Genomic DNA, 14,742 nt, shown 5'->3' with positions numbered 1-14,742 from the left:
AAGGCGGATGCCCGATCATCCATGTCAGCCCCAGGTTCCCACCGGCTGCCGGGTCGGCGCGTTCAGACGGTTGAAGGCGTTGATCAGCGCGATCTGGATCACCAGCGCGGCAAGCGCTTTGTCGTCATAGTGGCGAGCTGCCTCGTCCCAGACGTCGTCGGGCACGGCGTCCGAGCGGTCGGCCAATCGCGTCGCGGCCTCCGCCAGCGCCAGGGCCGCGCGCTCCGCGCCGGTGAAGTAGGGCGTTTCTCGCCAAGCGGATACGGCAAAGATCCGCTCGTCCTTCTCGCCGGCCTTCTTGAGCTCGCGCGCATGCATGTCGACGCAGACGCTGCAGGCGTTGATCTGGCTGGCGCGCAGATGGACGAGCTTGCGCGTCACATAGGGCAGCTCGGCGGCCTCGGTCGACTTGTCCAGCGCCAGCAGCGCCTGCAGGGCGCCGGGGATGAGCATCACCGGGTTCTTCAATCTGGCTTCCATGATCTTTCTCCTTTGGCCTCACGGCCGACGCTGTGCACCAGGTCCATCTACGGCGACTCCGGGCTTACTTATAACTTTGCAGTTATGAATTATCCATAACTAGACAGTTATTGGTTGTCAAGCGACGTCGAATGGACCCGGGAAGCGGAAAGCGATCGCTCGGGCTGGACCGATCGATGCGGCTTTCGCCGCAGTCGCCCCGATGCTAGGGCTGCGCTTCTCTTCAATGGATGGATGCCGGTGACCGACGCCCCAAAACCCCTGATCGAAATCTGCGTCGAAGGCATTGACGGACTGCTTGCCGCGCAGGCCGCCGGCGCCGACCGGGTCGAGCTCTGCGCCGGCCTGGTCGAAGGCGGCATCACACCGAGCCTCGGCACGGTGCGCGCCGCGCTCGAACGCGCGACCATCCCATTCCATGTCATCGTGCGTCCGCGCGGCGGCGATTTTCTCTACAGCGAGGCCGAATACCGGTCGATGCTCGCCGACGTTGAGGCCCTGCGCGACCTTGGCGTGGCGGGCGTCGTCGTTGGCTGCCTGACCGCCGACGGCGCCATCGACGAGGCGCGCATGAGCGAACTGGTGCGCGCTGCCGGCCCGCTCAACGTCACCTGCCATCGCGCCTTCGACATGACGCGTGATCCGGCCGAGGCACTCGAAGCGCTGATCCGCTGCAAGGTCGGCCGTGTGCTGACCAGCGGCCAGCGCGATACGGCGCTGGAAGGCGTCACCCTGCTGGCGCGGCTCGTTCGCCAGGCCGACAAACGCATCATCATCCTCGGTTGCGGCGCGCTGGCGCCCGACAACATAGGCGAAGTCGGCAAGCGAACCGGGTTGCGAGAAATGCATTTCGCCGCTCTCACCGACGTGCCGAGCGCCATGCGCTATCGCAATCCGCATGTCGGCATGGGCGGCAACGATCTCGATCGCGAATACCGCAATACGGTGACCGACGAGGCCCTGGTGGCGGCAACGATCGCGGCTGCGAGGGCCTGATGCCGGAACTGACTATGTCGCAGGATAGGCTGCCGATCGAACGCGTCTCCCCCGCCGACGAGGCCGCCATTCTCGTTCTCAACAACGAGCATGCCGCCGAATTGTCCTGGTTGGAGCCGGACCGGTTGTCGTTCCTGATCGGACAGGCATTCTACACGCGCCGCATCGGCGCGCTCGAAGCTTTCATCATGTGCTTCGATCAGGACGCCCGCTACGACAGCCCGAATTTTGTGTGGTTCCGCGAGCGCTATCGGCGCTTCGTCTATGTCGACCGGGTGGTGGTCGCCGCCGAAGCGCGCGGCCGCGGCCATGCGCGCCGCCTCTACGAGGATCTGTTCGAGCATGTCCGGCGCGCCAGCCACACGATCGTTACCTGCGAGGTCAATGCCGATCCGCCGAACCCTGCCTCGGATGCCTTCCACGCCGCGCTCGGCTTCGCCGAGGTGGGCGATGCCGTGATCCACGGTGGCAAGAAGTCGGTGCGCTACTACGCCAAACCCGTCGCCAGCTGAGCGGCTACTAGCCACCAAAACAAGCCGCAGCTAACGTAGTCGTTCCGCTGGCTTGAGGGCGCGACATCATGCCGAGCAACGTCTTCCGTTTCGACGAGAGCTGGAACATTCCGGAAGGGACGCCGCAGGAAGTGTGGGACGTTTTGTCCGACGCCGAATTGCTACCGCTCTGGTGGGGCGATGCCTACAAGGAAGTCGAGCCGCTGGACAAAAAAGGCAAGGGCGTCGTCGGATCGCGGGCGAGAGCCAGGGCGCGAGGCGCCCTGCCCTACGAGCTGAACTTCATCATCGAGGCCGCCGAGCTCGAGCCGGGCAGGCTGGTAGTGGTGAAGACCTTCGGCGATTTCGACGGCCTGTGGCGGGCCGAACTGTCGCCGTCCGGAACCGGCACGCATGTGAAGCTCACTTGGCAGGTTATCGTGGAAAGGCCGATCCTCAAACTCCTCGCGCCCCTGCTCAGGCCGGCCTTCGCCTGGAACCACCGCTGGACCACGCCGCGCGGCGAAGCCGGGCTTCGGCGCTATCTCGCCGCGCGGAAGAACGGCAAGGCGGCTTGACCTGGAGCATGATCCCGAAAGAGGGAATCCGGTTTTCGGAAACGATCCCGATTTATCGGGATGGATGGGCTCTAAACTCACCAATTGCGGTTGAGCCAGCCGCGGGCGGGTTTTTCGACGATGTAGTAGCTTGCCAGCGCGCAGGCGAAGACCGCGGCCAGCATCGGGATCGGTGTGACGTCCCGATCATAGACGAATTTGTAGAAGGGCTGCTGCCAGAGATAGAGCGAGTAGGACCACAGCCCCAGCATCACCATCGGCCGCGATGACAGCAATCCGGTCGGGTAGCCACCGGCGAAGTCGAGCGTGTTGACGGCGAGCGCGAGCAGCGGCACGCCCAGTAGATAATGCACGGGCGTCGGTACCGGATCGAGGAACAGCAGGACCGCGCCCGCGGCCGCCGCGAGCGCCACATGCTGATTCCTCAGGAATGCAGGCAGGCGGCCATCGGCCTTGAGCAGGCAGATCGCCGCCGAAAGCAGGATCGAGGCGATATGCACGTCGGTGCGCCAGTAGCTGGTCTCGTAGTCCATGCCGAAAAACCAGTAGGAGACAGCGCCGTTGGCCATCGCCAGCAGCGACAGCCCCACAAGCAGCCGCACGACGTTCGCACGGCCGGAAACCACCACGCTAATCAGCGCGAGCAGGATGTACGAATGCTCCTCGACGCAGAGCGACCAGATGTGGTCGAGCGCGCCGGCGCGGTTCACGAGAATGCCCGCGTAGTTATAGGTGAAGGTGAGCGCCGTCAGCGCCGCCTTCCATTTGAAGGCGATAAAGGTGCCGGCAAGGCCGGTCATGGCGGCAATCACGAACACGAGCAGCGCGGGATAGATGCGCGAGAAGCGGCGCTTGAAGAATTTCTTCAGCGGAAAGTGCTCGATGAACAGGATCTCGCCCATCAACCGGCCGCTGAGCACGAAGAAGAACTCGACACCCAGAACGCCGAGATTGATGCCGGGAACTGGAAAGAAGTGCCCGATCAGAACCAGCGCGATCGACAGTCCGCGCCAGCCGTCGAGACAAGCAAGCCTCGTCCGCGCCGCGTTGTCGACTATGGCCTGGGGCAGGACGACAGGCGCTGCGGAGATACCGGTCATGCCCGTCCCTCGCAACTCGAAGCGCCGGCATCGATAGCTGCACCCGGAACCGCTTGCCGTCGTATCTAATTTTCCATCGCGGGATAATCTTGTGCAAGTGCGAAGTCGCGAATTCTCAGGCAATTCCCGCCAAGTAGCCGCAAATATGAAAGAAAAAAGGGGCCGCGACGGCCCCTTCCTTCAGCCAGGCCGGGAGCGTTCAGGCGTTGGCCGCGGCCACCGCGCGCTTGGCCATCACCGCGATCAGATTGGCGCGATAGTCGGCGGAGGCGTGGATATCGCTCATCAGGCCCTTTGCCGGCACTTTGAGACCGCCGAGCGCCGAGGCGTCGAAATTCTTCGCCAGCGCCGCCTCGATTTCCTTGGAGCGGAAGACGCCGTCGTCGCCGGCGCCGGTCACCGCTGCCCTCACCCCGTCCTTGCCCTTGGTCACGAACACCCCGACGATCGCGTAGCGCGAGGCCGGGTTGCGGAATTTTTCGTATGCGGCCTTGGCGGGCGCGTTGAAGGTCACCGCCGTGATGATCTCGCCGTCCTTCAGCGCTGTTTCGAACAGACCCTTAAAGAACTTGTCGGCGGCGATCTCGCGCTTGTTGGTGACGATGGTCGCCCCCAGCGCCAGCAACGCCGCCGGATAGTCGGCCGCCGGATCGTTGTTGGCGATCGAGCCGCCGATCGTGCCCTTGTAGCGCACCGCCGGGTCGCCGATCAGCGAGGCCAACTGCGCGAGCGCCGGGCAGGCCTTCTTCAGCTTCTCGTCGGCAGAGACGTCGTAATGCGTCGTCGCAGCACCGATGGTGACCGTCTTGCCGGACACCTTGACGCCCTGCAGCTCTTTCAGCCTCGACACGTCGACAAGGTCGGAGGGCGCTGCAAGCCGCGTCTTCATGGCGGGGATCAGCGTCATGCCGCCGGAGAGCAGCTTGGCATCGCCGCTCTTCAACAGCTTGGCGGCGTCGGAGACCGAGGCGGCGCGATGGTAGTTGACTGAGTACATTTGTCTTCCTCCCTTCGGGAAAGAGCGAATAGGGAGTAGCGAATAGCGAATAGGACCCATCCCTTCGCATCGCGCCTTTCCTCTATTCGCTACTCCCTATTCGCTGTTCGCTCTTTCAGTGTTTCTTGGCGCGGATCGCCGACCACACGGTCGACGGCGACGCCGGCATGGCGATATCGACGACGCCGAGCGCATCTGTGATGGCGTTGATCACCGCCGGCGGCGAACCGATGGCGCCGGCCTCGCCGCAGCCTTTGACGCCGAGCGGATTGCCGGGACATGGCGTGTTCGAGGTCGAGACCTTGAACGACGGCAGGTCGCCGGCGCGCGGCATCGTGTAGTCCATGTAGCTTGCCGTCAAAAGCTGGCCGCTGGCGTCATAATGCGCTCCTTCGAGCAGCGCCTGGCCGACGCCCTGCGCGATGCCGCCATGCACCTGCCCCTCGACGATCATCGGATTGATGATGTTGCCGAAATCGTCGGCAGCGACGAACTGGACGATTTCCGTCAGGCCGGTTTCCGGATCGATCTCGACCTCGCAAATGTAGCAGCCGGCCGGGAAGGTGAAGTTGGACGGATCGTAGAAGGCCGTTTCCTTAAGACCCGGCTCCATGCCGGCGGGCAGGTTGTGGGCGGTATAGGAGGCAAGCGCCACCTGGAACCAGGGCAGGCTCTTGTCGGTGCCGGCGACCTTGACCTCGCCATTCTCGATGACGATGTCGCCTTCATCCGCCTCGAGCAGATGCGCCGCGATCTTCTTGGCCTTGGCCTCGACCTTGTCGAGCGCCTTGGCGACGGCCGACATGCCGACGGCGCCCGAACGCGAGCCGTAAGTGCCCATGCCCATCTGCACCTTGTCGGTGTCGCCATGGACGATCGAGATCGAATCGATCGGCACGCCGAAGCGCTGGTTGACCAGCTGCGCGAAGGTCGTCTCGTGGCCCTGGCCATGGCTGTGCGAGCCGGTCAGCACCTCGATCGTGCCGACCGCATTGACGCGCACTTCCGCCGATTCCCACAGACCGACGCCGGCGCCGAGCGAACCGACCGCCGCCGACGGCGCGAGGCCGCAAGCCTCGATGTAGCAGCTCATGCCGATGCCGCGCAGCTTGCCCTGCTTGGCGGCATCCGCCTTGCGCTTGGCGAAGCCGGCATAGTCGGCGGACTTCATCGCCGCGTCGAGAGAGGCTCCATAGTCGCCGGCGTCGTAGTTCATGATCACCGGCGTCTGGTGCGGGAACGATGTGATGAAGTTCTTGCGCCTCAACTCCGCCGGCGACACGCCGAGCTCGCGCGCGGCGGTCTCCATCATGCGCTCGAGGACATAGGTGGCCTCCGGCCGCCCCGCCCCGCGATAGGCGTCGACGGGTGCCGTGTTGGTGTAGACGGCGCGCACATTGGCGTGGATCGCCGGGATGTCGTACTGGCCCGACAGCAGCGTGGCATAGAGGTAGGTCGGCACGCAGGACGAGAACAGCGACATGTAGGCGCCGAGATTGGCTATTGTGTCGACCTTGAGGCCGGTGATCCGGTTGTCCTTGTCGAAACCCATCTCCACCGTCGAGACATGGTCGCGGCCATGCGCGTCGGAGAGGAAGCTTTCGGTGCGGTCGGCTACCCATTTGACTGGAACCCCAGTCTTCTTCGACGCCCAGAGACAGACGATCTCCTCCGGATAGATATAGATCTTGGAGCCGAAGCCGCCGCCTACGTCCGGCGCGATCACCCGAAGCTTGTTTTCCGGTGCGACATTGTAGAAGGCGCTCAGCACCAGCCGCGCGACATGTGGGTTCTGTGAGGTCGTCCAGCAGGTATAGTGGTCCTCGGCCTTGTCATAGTGGCCCAGAGCCGCGCGTGGTTCCATCGCGTTCGGCACCAGCCGGTTGTTGACGATCTTCATGCGCGTGACGTGGGCGGCCGACTTGATTGCGGCGTCCGTTGCCTTGCCGTCGCCGAGTTCCCAGTCGAAGATGAGGTTGTTCTCGGCCTCGGCGTGGACCTGTGGTGCGCCCTTTTCGAGCGCCTTGGTCGCCTCGACCACCGCCTTCAGTTCCTTGTAAGTGATTTCGACCGCTTCCGCGGCGTCGCGCGCCTGGCCCTTGGTATCGGCGATGACGATCACGACGGCGTCGCCGACATAGCGCACCTTGTCGACCGCGAGCGGCGACCAGGCGCCCATCTTCATCGGCGTGCCGTCCTTGGAGTGGATCATCCAGCCACAGATGAGATTGCCGATCCCGTCGGCCTTGAGCTCCTTGCCGGTCAGAACGCCGACGACGCCCGGCATCGCCTGCGCGTTCTTCACGTTGATCTTCTTGATCTCGGCATGCGCGTGCGGGCTTCGCACGAACACGGCATGCTTCATGCCGGGAACTACCATGTCGTCGACATAGCGGCCGCCACCGGTGATGAACCTCTTGTCTTCCTTGCGCGCCACGCGGGCGCCGACACCTTCGATACCCATTAGAAATTCCTCCGGAAGTCAGTGTGAATGGTGAATTGTGAAATGGTGAATGGTCGAAAGAGGAAGAGCCAGCAGCGGCTCCATTCACTATTCACCATTGACCATTCACCACCTAGGCCGCCTGCTTCGCCTTGCCCTTCGATCCCTTCGCCATCGCTTGCGATGCGGCGAGGATTGCCTTGACGATGTTGTGGTAGCCGGTGCAGCGGCAGATATTGCCGTCGAGCTCGGCGCGCACCGTGGCCTCGTCGAGGCCTTGCGGGTGGCGGGCGATCATGTCTGTCGCCGCCATGATCATGCCCGGCGTGCAGAAGCCGCATTGCAGACCGTGGTGCTCCTTGAAGGCTGCCTGCACCGGGTGCAGGTCGGCGCCGTTGGCCAGTCCCTCGATCGTCACGACGCTCGAACCCGAGGCCTGCGCCGCGAGCATCGTGCAGGACTTCACCGCCTTGCCGTCGACAATCACGACGCAGGCCCCGCATTGCGAGGTGTCGCAACCGACATGCGTCCCGGTGAGACCGAGATTCTCCCGCAAGAAATGAACCAGAAGCGTTCGGTCTTCGGCAACGCCGCTGACTCGCTTTCCGTTCACCATCAACGATATGTCCGACATGAATCCTCCCTAGGTATTACCTTGGTAGTCCCGGCGCGGGTTATTGCCCGGCTGCCCCGGCTATCCGCTATTCCTATACCGTATAATGCACCGGAAGAAGTGCCCCCAAAGCGCCACGCTGCGAGAATGCAGTTCGTCCGGAACTCCGCATATTGTACTTTCGGTCACGCAGCACGAGGCCCGCCCATTGCCAAAATGGCGGTTGAAGACAACAATGCCTTTCGACGCAAGCGCGCTGAACGCACACAAAAAAGCGTCGGAGGAAATGCAGGGAGGAAGTCGCTGGCCAGTTCACGGACGCGCTATGCTTGCGGCCTTTCGGCGCTCACCACGGATGAGCCCGACGCGAACGCGTTCGCCCGGATGGTCGCGACGGAGGCCGCGGCCATGGACGCCGGCTTTGCGCTGCTTTTCTTTTCCCAAAGCCTCGTCGATGCGGCCGCCCTGTCGGAAGCACTCAAAACACATGCACCCTCCCTTGACTACGCCGGCTGCTCGACCGCCGGTGAAATCACCCCTCAAGGCCTCGAGGAAGGCCACGTCCTAGCACTGCTGCTTCCTACCGCGTCCTTTTCTACGGCAAGCATCATGGTCGACAACCTCTCTTCGTCGAGCATGGACCGGATTACCGGCGAGGTTGCCGCGCTGAGACGTTCGTTGCGCGACCGTGTCGGGCACGGGCGGGCCAAGGACACTTTCGCGCTCTGCTTTATCGACGGGCTGTCCTATGCAGAGGAAGCGGTGACCTCGGCCATCCACTGGGGATTGGACGACATTCCGCTGATCGGCGGTTCGGCCGGCGATAACCTGAAATTCGAGACCACCAGTCTGATCTCGAACGGCAAGGTCGCTTCCGACAGCGCCATCGTCGTGCTGATCGCGACCGAGATTCCCTTCCACGTCTTCAAGACCGACAATTTCATTCCCACCGACGAGAAGCTGGTGGTCACTCAATCTGATCCCGACCACCGCATCGTGCGCGAATTCAACGCCACCAACGCCGCGGAGGAATATGCCGCCTCCGTCGGCATCATGCCGCAGATGCTGACGCCCTTAAGTTTTGCCTCGCACCCTGTCGTGGTGAAGGTGGGCGGCGAATATTACTGCCGCTCGATCCAGCGGATGCATGCCGATGGCTCGCTGTCCTTCTTCTGCGCCATTGACGACGGCGTCGTTCTGTCCATCGCCCAGCCCAAGAACATGGTCGAAGCGACGCGCGCCGCCTTGCTGGATGTCGAGCGCAAGCTCGGCGGTATCGACATGGTGCTTGGCTTCGACTGCGTGCTGCGCCGGCTCGACGCGCGCAACCGCCAGGTCTTCCGCGATATTTCCGAGCTCTACCGGACCAACAACGTCATCGGCTTCGGCACCTATGGCGAGCAGTACCGCTCGATGCATCTCAACCAGACCTTCACCGGCATCGCCTTTGGTGAGCGTCGGGCGGCCGAGTGAACCGCCATGCCGCTTCGCGATATCGACGACCTCGAGAAGCTGAAGAAGATCAACGCCGCTCTCGTCAGCCGCGTCGAACGCTCGATGGACCAGCAGGTCAACGCCTTCTCTTTATTCCAGACCGCGATCTCGCTGGAGAACCAGGTGCGCACCCGCACCGAGGAGTTGCATACGACGCTGCGCCGGCTCGAGCGGTCGAACATCGAGCTTAGCGCGGCAAAGGAAAACGCCGAGCTGGCGAATCTTTCCAAGACCAGGTTCCTCGCCGCTGCCAGCCACGACGTGCTGCAACCGCTCAACGCCGCGCACCTGTCGGTCTCGGCGCTCGCCGAAGTGCAGACCAGCGAGGAAGGCAAGAAACTGGTGCGGCAGGTGGAGCGCTCGCTGGAGACGATGGAAGACCTGCTGCGCACGCTGCTCGACATCTCCAAGCTCGACGCCGGCGTGGTGCAGCCGGAAATCGTCGACGTCAGCCTGGAGGCGCTGTTTTCCTCGCTGCGCTCGGATTTCCTGCCTGAGGCGCAGAACAAGGGCCTGTCGCTGAAATTCCGGCCGGTCAATGTCGTCGTGCGTTCCGACCGTACGTTGCTGCGCCGTATCCTGCAGAACATCCTCTCCAACGCGCTGCGCTACACCCGCTCCGGCGGCGTGCTGGTCGGCACCAGGCATCGAGGCGACATCATCCGCATCGACGTCGCCGACACCGGCTGCGGCATTCCCGACGACCAGCGCGAGGCGGTGTTCGAGGAATTCCATCGCGGCATCTCGACCCTTACCGAGGCAGGACTTGCGGGCGGGCTGGGCCTCGGCCTGGCGATCGTGCGCCGCATGGCGGCCGCGCTCGGCCACCCCGTCACCTTCTCCTCAAAGGTCGGGCGCGGCACGATCTTCCACATCGACGTGCCGGTCGGCATGAGCGCCGCAGCCGAGCCGGCCGCAGGCGCCGCCGACATGGAGCGGCCGCGCGGCTACGGCCTGTTCGGCACCAAGGTGCTGCTGGTCGAGAACGACACCGACGTGCTGAGCGCCATGACCTCGCTGCTCGAGCGCTGGCAGTGCCTGGTACGTGCCGCCACCTCGACCGACGACGCTCTCGACCTGATCGGCGATACCGACTGGGTGCCCGACATCGTCATCGCCGACCAGCATCTCGACGGTGGCGATCTCGGCACCGCAACCATCGCCGAAGTGCGCGACTATCTCGGGCGGCCCGTGCCGGCGCTGATCGTTACCGCCGACGGCTCGGAGCTCGTTGCCAAGGCCGCCCGCGCCGCAGGCATCGAGCTCATGCGCAAACCTCTGAAGCCCGCGCAACTGCGCGCGCTGTTGGCGCATTTGCTCGCTTAGAAACTACGTTCAAAACCCGGTCTGATCCCTGAACAGCTCCGCATTGTCCAGCTTCGACACCTCGATCACCGCCTGCGTGCGGCTGTAGACATTGAGCTTGCGCAAGATCTCCGAGACGTGTGCCTTGACCGTGGTCTCGCCCACCTGCAGCTCATAGGCGATCTGCTTGTTGAGCATGCCCTGGCGCAGCATCTGCAGAACCCTCAGTTGCTGCGGCGTCAGCGTCGCCAGCCGCTGCACCATGTCGGCGCGGTCGGTGCTGTCGGCGTCCGGCGACTGGCCTTCGTAATTTTCCGGCACATAGACCGCGCCGTCCATCACCGAGCGGATGGCGGCGGCGAGATCGCTTTTCCTTGCCGATTTCGGGATGAAACCCGCGGCGCCGTAGGAAAGCGCCTCGGAGATGATCTTGGGTTCCTCATAGCCCGAAACGATCACCACCGGCAGGCGCGGATAACGGGTCCTGAGCTGCAGCAGCCCTTCGAAGCCGTGCACGTCGGGCATGCTCAAGTCGAGCAGCGCCAAGTCGAATGGCTTTGCGTCGGCGAGAAGCTCGATCGCTTCGGTGATCGAGCGCGCCTCGACGGTGTCGACATCCGGATAGGCCATCTGCACGGCGCTATGCAGCGCCTCGCGAAACAGCGGATGGTCGTCAATGATCAGGAAGCGGGCGCGCTCGTTGACGGCGGTCATTGCATAAGTTCGGGCATTGGTTCGGTTTTGTCGGGCACAGGATAGTCCCCTGACCATGGTCAGCTTATTGGCAAATAGTATATCGCCCAACTACACGGCATTGTCACTGAAACGACAGGGCCGATGTGTTCGAGGTCATAGAGCCTTGCCCGCCCGTCGAAATCGGCCGAAGGTGCGGACGATTCATGCCAACACAGAGGCAGCCCGTGCCAGAATTCGTCCTTCCACCGCCAGCGATTGCTTCGGTTGCCGTCGCCGGCTCGGCGGAACGGTTTGCGGTGCGCCGCATCTTCTGCGTCGGCCGCAACTACGCGGCGCATGCGCGCGAGCTCGGCAATGACGAGCGCGACCCGCCTTTCTTCTTCACCAAGCCGGCCGACGCGGTGGTCGACAGCGGCGTCGAGATCCCCTACCCGCCTTTGACCGCCAATCTCCACCACGAGATCGAGCTGGTCGTGGCGATCGGCAAGGCTGGGTTTCGTATTGCCCGCGCCGAGGCGCTTGCCCATGTCTGGGGTTACGGCGTCGGCGTCGACTTGACCCGCCGCGACCTGCAGGACCAGGCGAAGAGGGCGGCTCGCCCCTGGGACTGGTCGAAGGCCTTCGACCTGTCCGCGCCCTGCGGTCCCCTGCTTCCGGTGGCGAAGTCGGGCCATCCCGAAAAGGGCCGCATCTGGCTCGCTGTCAACGGTGACGTGAAACAGGACGGCGACCTGGCTGAGTTGATCTGGCCGGTCGCCGATGTCGTCTCGATCTGCAGCGAGGCGGTCGAGCTTCGGCCAGGCGACCTGATCTTCACCGGCACGCCGGCCGGCGTCGGCGCGGTTCGGGCGGGCGACAGGATCACCGGCGGCGTCGACGGCATAGGCGCCATAGAGGTGGCCATCGGCCAGCCGAGACCCTGATTCGATGAGCGATCTCGTCCTTCATAACTACTACCGCTCCTCCACCTCCTACAGGGTGCGGATCGCGCTGGAGATGAAAGGGCTGAGCTACACCTATGTGCCGCACCATCTGCGCCATGGTGAACATCTCGAGCCCGCTTATCTCGCGGTCAACCCGCAAGGCCTGGTGCCGGCGCTGGTGCTGGACGACGGCACACTGTTGACCCAGTCGCTGGCGATCATCGAATATCTCGACGAGACTGTGCCCGAGCCGCCGCTGCTGCCCAAGGATGCGCTGGGGCGCGCCCGCGTCAGGATGCTGGCGCAGATGATTGCCTGCGACATCCATCCGGTGAACAATCTGCGTGTGCTGACCTCGTTGCGCAGCTTGTTCGGCGCCGGCGACGACGACGTCGTCAACTGGTTCCGGCACTGGGTGAACGAAGGCTTCCAGCCGCTTGAAAAGCTGCTGGCTTCGTCGCCTGAGACCGGCACATTCTGCCATGGCGAGACACCGGGGCTGGCCGACATCTGCCTTGCCGCCCAGGTCACCAACAACGCGCGCTTCGGCATCGACATGGCGCCCTACCCGGTGATCTCGCGCATCCACGCCGCCTGCATGGCGCTTCCCGCCTTCCAGAAGGCGGCACCGCAGAACCAGATCGATGCCGAATAACAAGGACCTCCCATGAAAGCTGTCGTCTTCGAAAAATTCGGCGAGGCGCCGACGATCCAAACCGTTCCCGACCCGAAGCCGGCAGCCGACGGCGTCGTCATCAAGGTCGAGGCGACCGGCCTCTGCCGCAGCGATTGGCACGGCTGGATGGGCCATGATGACGGCATCACCCTGCCCCATGTCCCGGGACATGAGCTGGCGGGCGTCGTCGTTGCCGCCGGCAAGCAGGTGAGCCGCTGGAAGGCCGGCGACCGTGTCACCGTGCCGTTCGCTGTCGGCTGCGGCCGCTGCTTCGAATGCACCTCGGGCAATCACCAGGTCTGCGAGCATCAGACCCAGCCTGGCTTCACCGGCTGGGGCTCGTTCGCCGAATATGTCGGCATCGAGCATGCCGACACCAATCTGGTGCGCCTTCCCGAGGAGATGGAATTCGCCACGGCCGCCAGCCTCGGCTGCCGTTTCGTCACCTCTTTCCGCGCCATCGTCGACCAGGGCCGGGTGACGCCCGGGGAATGGGTTGCGGTGCATGGCTGCGGCGGCGTCGGTCTCTCGGCGATCATGATCGCCAGCGCCATGGGCGCCAATGTCATCGCCATTGACCTCACCGACGAGAAGCTGGACTTCGCCAAAAAAATCGGCGCGGTGGCGACGATCAATGCCTCGACGACGCCGAACGTGGTCAAGGCGGTCAAGCAGATCACCAATGGCGGCGCGCATATGTCGATGGACGCGCTCGGCCATCCGACGACATGCGTCAACTCGATCGCCAATCTGCGCCGGCGCGGCCGCCACGTTCAAGTCGGGCTGATGCTGGGCGAGCATTCCCGCCCGCAGGTGCCGATGGACAAGGTGATCGCCTTCGAGCTCGAAATCCTCGGCAGCCACGGCATGCAGGCCTACCGCTATTCCGCGATGATGGAGATGATCCGCACCGGCAAACTGAAGCCGGAACTGCTGGTCGGCAAAAGGATCAGCCTCGAGGAGGCGCCGGCGGCGCTGATGGCGATGGGCGGCTTCGAGGGCATCGGCATCGGCGTGGTGACGAAGTTTTGAGTAGAAACAATGCCCTCATTGCTCGGCTGCGCGCAATTGCGGCGGACCCGGGTTCGCAAACTTCTTCGCCCCGAACACACACACCACCACTCCAAGCGTGACGACCACCATCAATAGGCTGACCTGCTCATGCAGCAGTGTTGCCGCCAGCGCCAGGCCGAAGAAGGGTTGCAAGAGCTGCAACTGCCCGACGGCGGCGATGCCGCCCTGCGCGAGACCGCGATACCAGAACACGAAGCCGATCAGCATGCTGAACAGCGAGACGTAAGCGAGACCGATCCACGCGCCGGAGCCAACGCTGGCGAAGGACGGCGGCAGCGTCGCTAAAGCCAGCGCCAGCATGACCGGCAGCGACAGCGCTAGCGCCCAGCAGATCACCTGCCAGCCGCCGAGCTTGCGCGACAGCGCCGCGCCCTCGGCGTAGCCCAGCCCGCAGGCGATGATGGCGGCGAGCATCAGGCCGTCGCCGACCGGCGATGCGGTCACGCCTTGCGACAAGGCAAAACCCGCGACGAGCGCGCTGCCCAGGCATGAAAACAACCAGAAGGCCGGGCGCGGACGGTCGCCGCCGCGCAGCACGCCGAAGATCGCAGTCGCCAGCGGCAGCAGGCCGACGAAGATAATGGAATGCGCCGCGGTGACGTGCTTCAACGCCAGCGCGGTCAGCAAGGGAAAGCCGACCACGACGCCCAGCGCGACGACTACGAGCGAAACCAGATCGCCTCGCGCCGGTCGCTTCTCGCGGAACAGGAACAGCATCGCGATCCCGAGCAGGCCGGCGATCGCGGCGCGGGCCGATGTCAGGAAGGTTGGGTCGAAATCCACCACCGCCACGCGCGTCGCCGGCAGCGAGCCGCTGAAGATCAGCACGCCGATGAAGCCGTTGAGCCAGCCGTTGAAACTCTTGTCCATCATCCG

Annotated in this window: 15 protein-coding genes; 8 read left to right on the top strand and 7 right to left on the bottom strand. The window is 64.1% G+C overall.

Annotated features, from left to right (window positions below):
- Nucleotides 1-24 precede the first annotated feature (24 nt).
- Nucleotides 25-480 (bottom strand): carboxymuconolactone decarboxylase family protein, encoded by a 456-nt coding sequence (locus P9236_RS02485; RefSeq protein ID WP_278073007.1) that lies wholly within the window; start codon nt 478-480, stop codon nt 25-27.
- Between the two features lie 234 nt (nt 481-714).
- Between P9236_RS02485 and P9236_RS02480 the strand changes: the two genes are divergently transcribed.
- The 3 genes from P9236_RS02480 (at nt 715) to P9236_RS02470 (ending at nt 2,545) form a co-directional block, all read left to right on the top strand.
- Entirely contained in the window at nt 715-1,476 is a 762-nt protein-coding gene (locus P9236_RS02480) for a copper homeostasis protein CutC (RefSeq protein ID WP_278073006.1), read from the top strand.
- Nucleotides 1,476-1,988 carry a GNAT family N-acetyltransferase gene (locus P9236_RS02475; protein WP_278073005.1) on the top strand — a complete coding sequence of 171 codons (513 nt, stop codon included), beginning with the start codon at nt 1,476-1,478 and terminating at the stop codon, nt 1,986-1,988. Before P9236_RS02480 ends, P9236_RS02475 begins: the two co-directional genes overlap by 1 nt.
- A gap of 68 nt (nt 1,989-2,056) precedes the next feature.
- Nucleotides 2,057-2,545 carry an SRPBCC family protein gene (locus P9236_RS02470; protein ID WP_278073004.1) on the top strand — a complete coding sequence of 163 codons (489 nt, stop codon included), beginning with the start codon at nt 2,057-2,059 and terminating at the stop codon, nt 2,543-2,545.
- A 77-nt stretch (nt 2,546-2,622) separates the two neighbouring features.
- Here P9236_RS02470 and P9236_RS02465 read toward each other — a convergent pair whose 3' ends face one another.
- From P9236_RS02465 to P9236_RS02450, 4 genes are all read right to left on the bottom strand, one after another.
- The gene (locus tag P9236_RS02465; protein WP_278073003.1) at nt 2,623-3,645 is read right to left on the bottom strand and encodes an acyltransferase; all 1,023 of its coding nucleotides are present in this window, start codon (nt 3,643-3,645) and stop codon (nt 2,623-2,625) included.
- A 199-nt stretch (nt 3,646-3,844) separates the two neighbouring features.
- The gene (locus P9236_RS02460) at nt 3,845-4,642 is read right to left on the bottom strand and encodes a xanthine dehydrogenase family protein subunit M (protein WP_278073002.1); all 798 of its coding nucleotides are present in this window, start codon (nt 4,640-4,642) and stop codon (nt 3,845-3,847) included.
- A 115-nt stretch (nt 4,643-4,757) separates the two neighbouring features.
- Entirely contained in the window at nt 4,758-7,106 is a 2,349-nt protein-coding gene (locus P9236_RS02455; RefSeq protein ID WP_278073001.1) for a xanthine dehydrogenase family protein molybdopterin-binding subunit, read from the bottom strand.
- Nucleotides 7,107-7,218: 112 nt separating this feature from the next.
- Nucleotides 7,219-7,719, bottom strand: a complete 501-nt coding sequence (locus tag P9236_RS02450) for a (2Fe-2S)-binding protein (protein ID WP_278073000.1) — start codon at nt 7,717-7,719, stop codon at nt 7,219-7,221.
- Between P9236_RS02450 and P9236_RS02445 the strand changes: the two genes are divergently transcribed.
- Both P9236_RS02445 and P9236_RS02440 read left to right on the top strand, forming a co-directional pair.
- Nucleotides 7,645-9,171, top strand: a complete 1,527-nt coding sequence (locus tag P9236_RS02445; RefSeq protein ID WP_278072999.1) for an FIST signal transduction protein — start codon at nt 7,645-7,647, stop codon at nt 9,169-9,171. The genes P9236_RS02450 and P9236_RS02445 overlap by 75 nt on opposite strands.
- A gap of 6 nt (nt 9,172-9,177) precedes the next feature.
- The gene (locus P9236_RS02440; protein WP_278072998.1) at nt 9,178-10,518 is read left to right on the top strand and encodes a hybrid sensor histidine kinase/response regulator; all 1,341 of its coding nucleotides are present in this window, start codon (nt 9,178-9,180) and stop codon (nt 10,516-10,518) included.
- A 9-nt stretch (nt 10,519-10,527) separates the two neighbouring features.
- Here P9236_RS02440 and P9236_RS02435 read toward each other — a convergent pair whose 3' ends face one another.
- The gene (locus P9236_RS02435; RefSeq protein ID WP_278072997.1) at nt 10,528-11,211 is read right to left on the bottom strand and encodes a response regulator transcription factor; all 684 of its coding nucleotides are present in this window, start codon (nt 11,209-11,211) and stop codon (nt 10,528-10,530) included.
- Between the two features lie 206 nt (nt 11,212-11,417).
- Between P9236_RS02435 and P9236_RS02430 the strand changes: the two genes are divergently transcribed.
- Genes P9236_RS02430 through P9236_RS02420 form a run of 3 tightly spaced genes read left to right on the top strand, consistent with a single transcriptional unit; the run spans nt 11,418 to nt 13,824 of the window.
- A complete protein-coding gene (locus P9236_RS02430; RefSeq protein ID WP_278072996.1) occupies nt 11,418-12,116 on the top strand; it encodes a fumarylacetoacetate hydrolase family protein in 699 nt (232 codons plus the stop codon).
- A gap of 4 nt (nt 12,117-12,120) precedes the next feature.
- Nucleotides 12,121-12,771 carry a maleylacetoacetate isomerase gene (gene maiA, locus P9236_RS02425; protein WP_278072995.1) on the top strand — a complete coding sequence of 217 codons (651 nt, stop codon included), beginning with the start codon at nt 12,121-12,123 and terminating at the stop codon, nt 12,769-12,771.
- A 12-nt stretch (nt 12,772-12,783) separates the two neighbouring features.
- Entirely contained in the window at nt 12,784-13,824 is a 1,041-nt protein-coding gene (locus P9236_RS02420; RefSeq protein WP_278072994.1) for a zinc-dependent alcohol dehydrogenase family protein, read from the top strand.
- Nucleotides 13,825-13,839: 15 nt separating this feature from the next.
- On the opposite strand, the gene P9236_RS02415 is transcribed toward P9236_RS02420, so the two are convergent.
- Nucleotides 13,840-14,736 carry a DMT family transporter gene (locus tag P9236_RS02415; protein ID WP_278072993.1) on the bottom strand — a complete coding sequence of 299 codons (897 nt, stop codon included), beginning with the start codon at nt 14,734-14,736 and terminating at the stop codon, nt 13,840-13,842.
- Nucleotides 14,737-14,742: the final 6 nt, after the last annotated feature.

This window comes from Mesorhizobium sp. WSM4884 (assembly GCF_029625675.1).
In the GTDB taxonomy this organism is placed as follows: domain Bacteria; phylum Pseudomonadota; class Alphaproteobacteria; order Rhizobiales; family Rhizobiaceae; genus Mesorhizobium.
This window is presented reverse-complemented; position numbering and strand designations above follow the sequence as displayed.

Excerpts from the sequence above, each read along its gene's own strand:
- P9236_RS02485 (WP_278073007.1), bottom strand. The coding sequence starts at position 480 with ATGGAAGCCAGATTGAAGAACCCGGTGATGCTCATCCCCGGCGCCCTG.
- P9236_RS02480 (WP_278073006.1), top strand. The coding sequence starts at position 715 with ATGCCGGTGACCGACGCCCCAAAACCCCTGATCGAAATCTGCGTCGAA.
- P9236_RS02475 (WP_278073005.1), top strand. The coding sequence starts at position 1,476 with ATGCCGGAACTGACTATGTCGCAGGATAGGCTGCCGATCGAACGCGTC.
- P9236_RS02470 (WP_278073004.1), top strand. The coding sequence starts at position 2,057 with ATGCCGAGCAACGTCTTCCGTTTCGACGAGAGCTGGAACATTCCGGAA.
- P9236_RS02465 (WP_278073003.1), bottom strand. The coding sequence starts at position 3,645 with ATGACCGGTATCTCCGCAGCGCCTGTCGTCCTGCCCCAGGCCATAGTC.
- P9236_RS02460 (WP_278073002.1), bottom strand. The coding sequence starts at position 4,642 with ATGTACTCAGTCAACTACCATCGCGCCGCCTCGGTCTCCGACGCCGCC.
- P9236_RS02455 (WP_278073001.1), bottom strand. The coding sequence starts at position 7,106 with ATGGGTATCGAAGGTGTCGGCGCCCGCGTGGCGCGCAAGGAAGACAAG.
- P9236_RS02445 (WP_278072999.1), top strand. The coding sequence starts at position 7,645 with ATGAACCAGAAGCGTTCGGTCTTCGGCAACGCCGCTGACTCGCTTTCC.
- P9236_RS02450 (WP_278073000.1), bottom strand. The coding sequence starts at position 7,719 with ATGTCGGACATATCGTTGATGGTGAACGGAAAGCGAGTCAGCGGCGTT.
- P9236_RS02440 (WP_278072998.1), top strand. The coding sequence starts at position 9,178 with ATGCCGCTTCGCGATATCGACGACCTCGAGAAGCTGAAGAAGATCAAC.
- P9236_RS02435 (WP_278072997.1), bottom strand. The coding sequence starts at position 11,211 with ATGACCGCCGTCAACGAGCGCGCCCGCTTCCTGATCATTGACGACCAT.
- maiA (WP_278072995.1), top strand. The coding sequence starts at position 12,121 with ATGAGCGATCTCGTCCTTCATAACTACTACCGCTCCTCCACCTCCTAC.
- P9236_RS02420 (WP_278072994.1), top strand. The coding sequence starts at position 12,784 with ATGAAAGCTGTCGTCTTCGAAAAATTCGGCGAGGCGCCGACGATCCAA.
- P9236_RS02415 (WP_278072993.1), bottom strand. The coding sequence starts at position 14,736 with ATGGACAAGAGTTTCAACGGCTGGCTCAACGGCTTCATCGGCGTGCTG.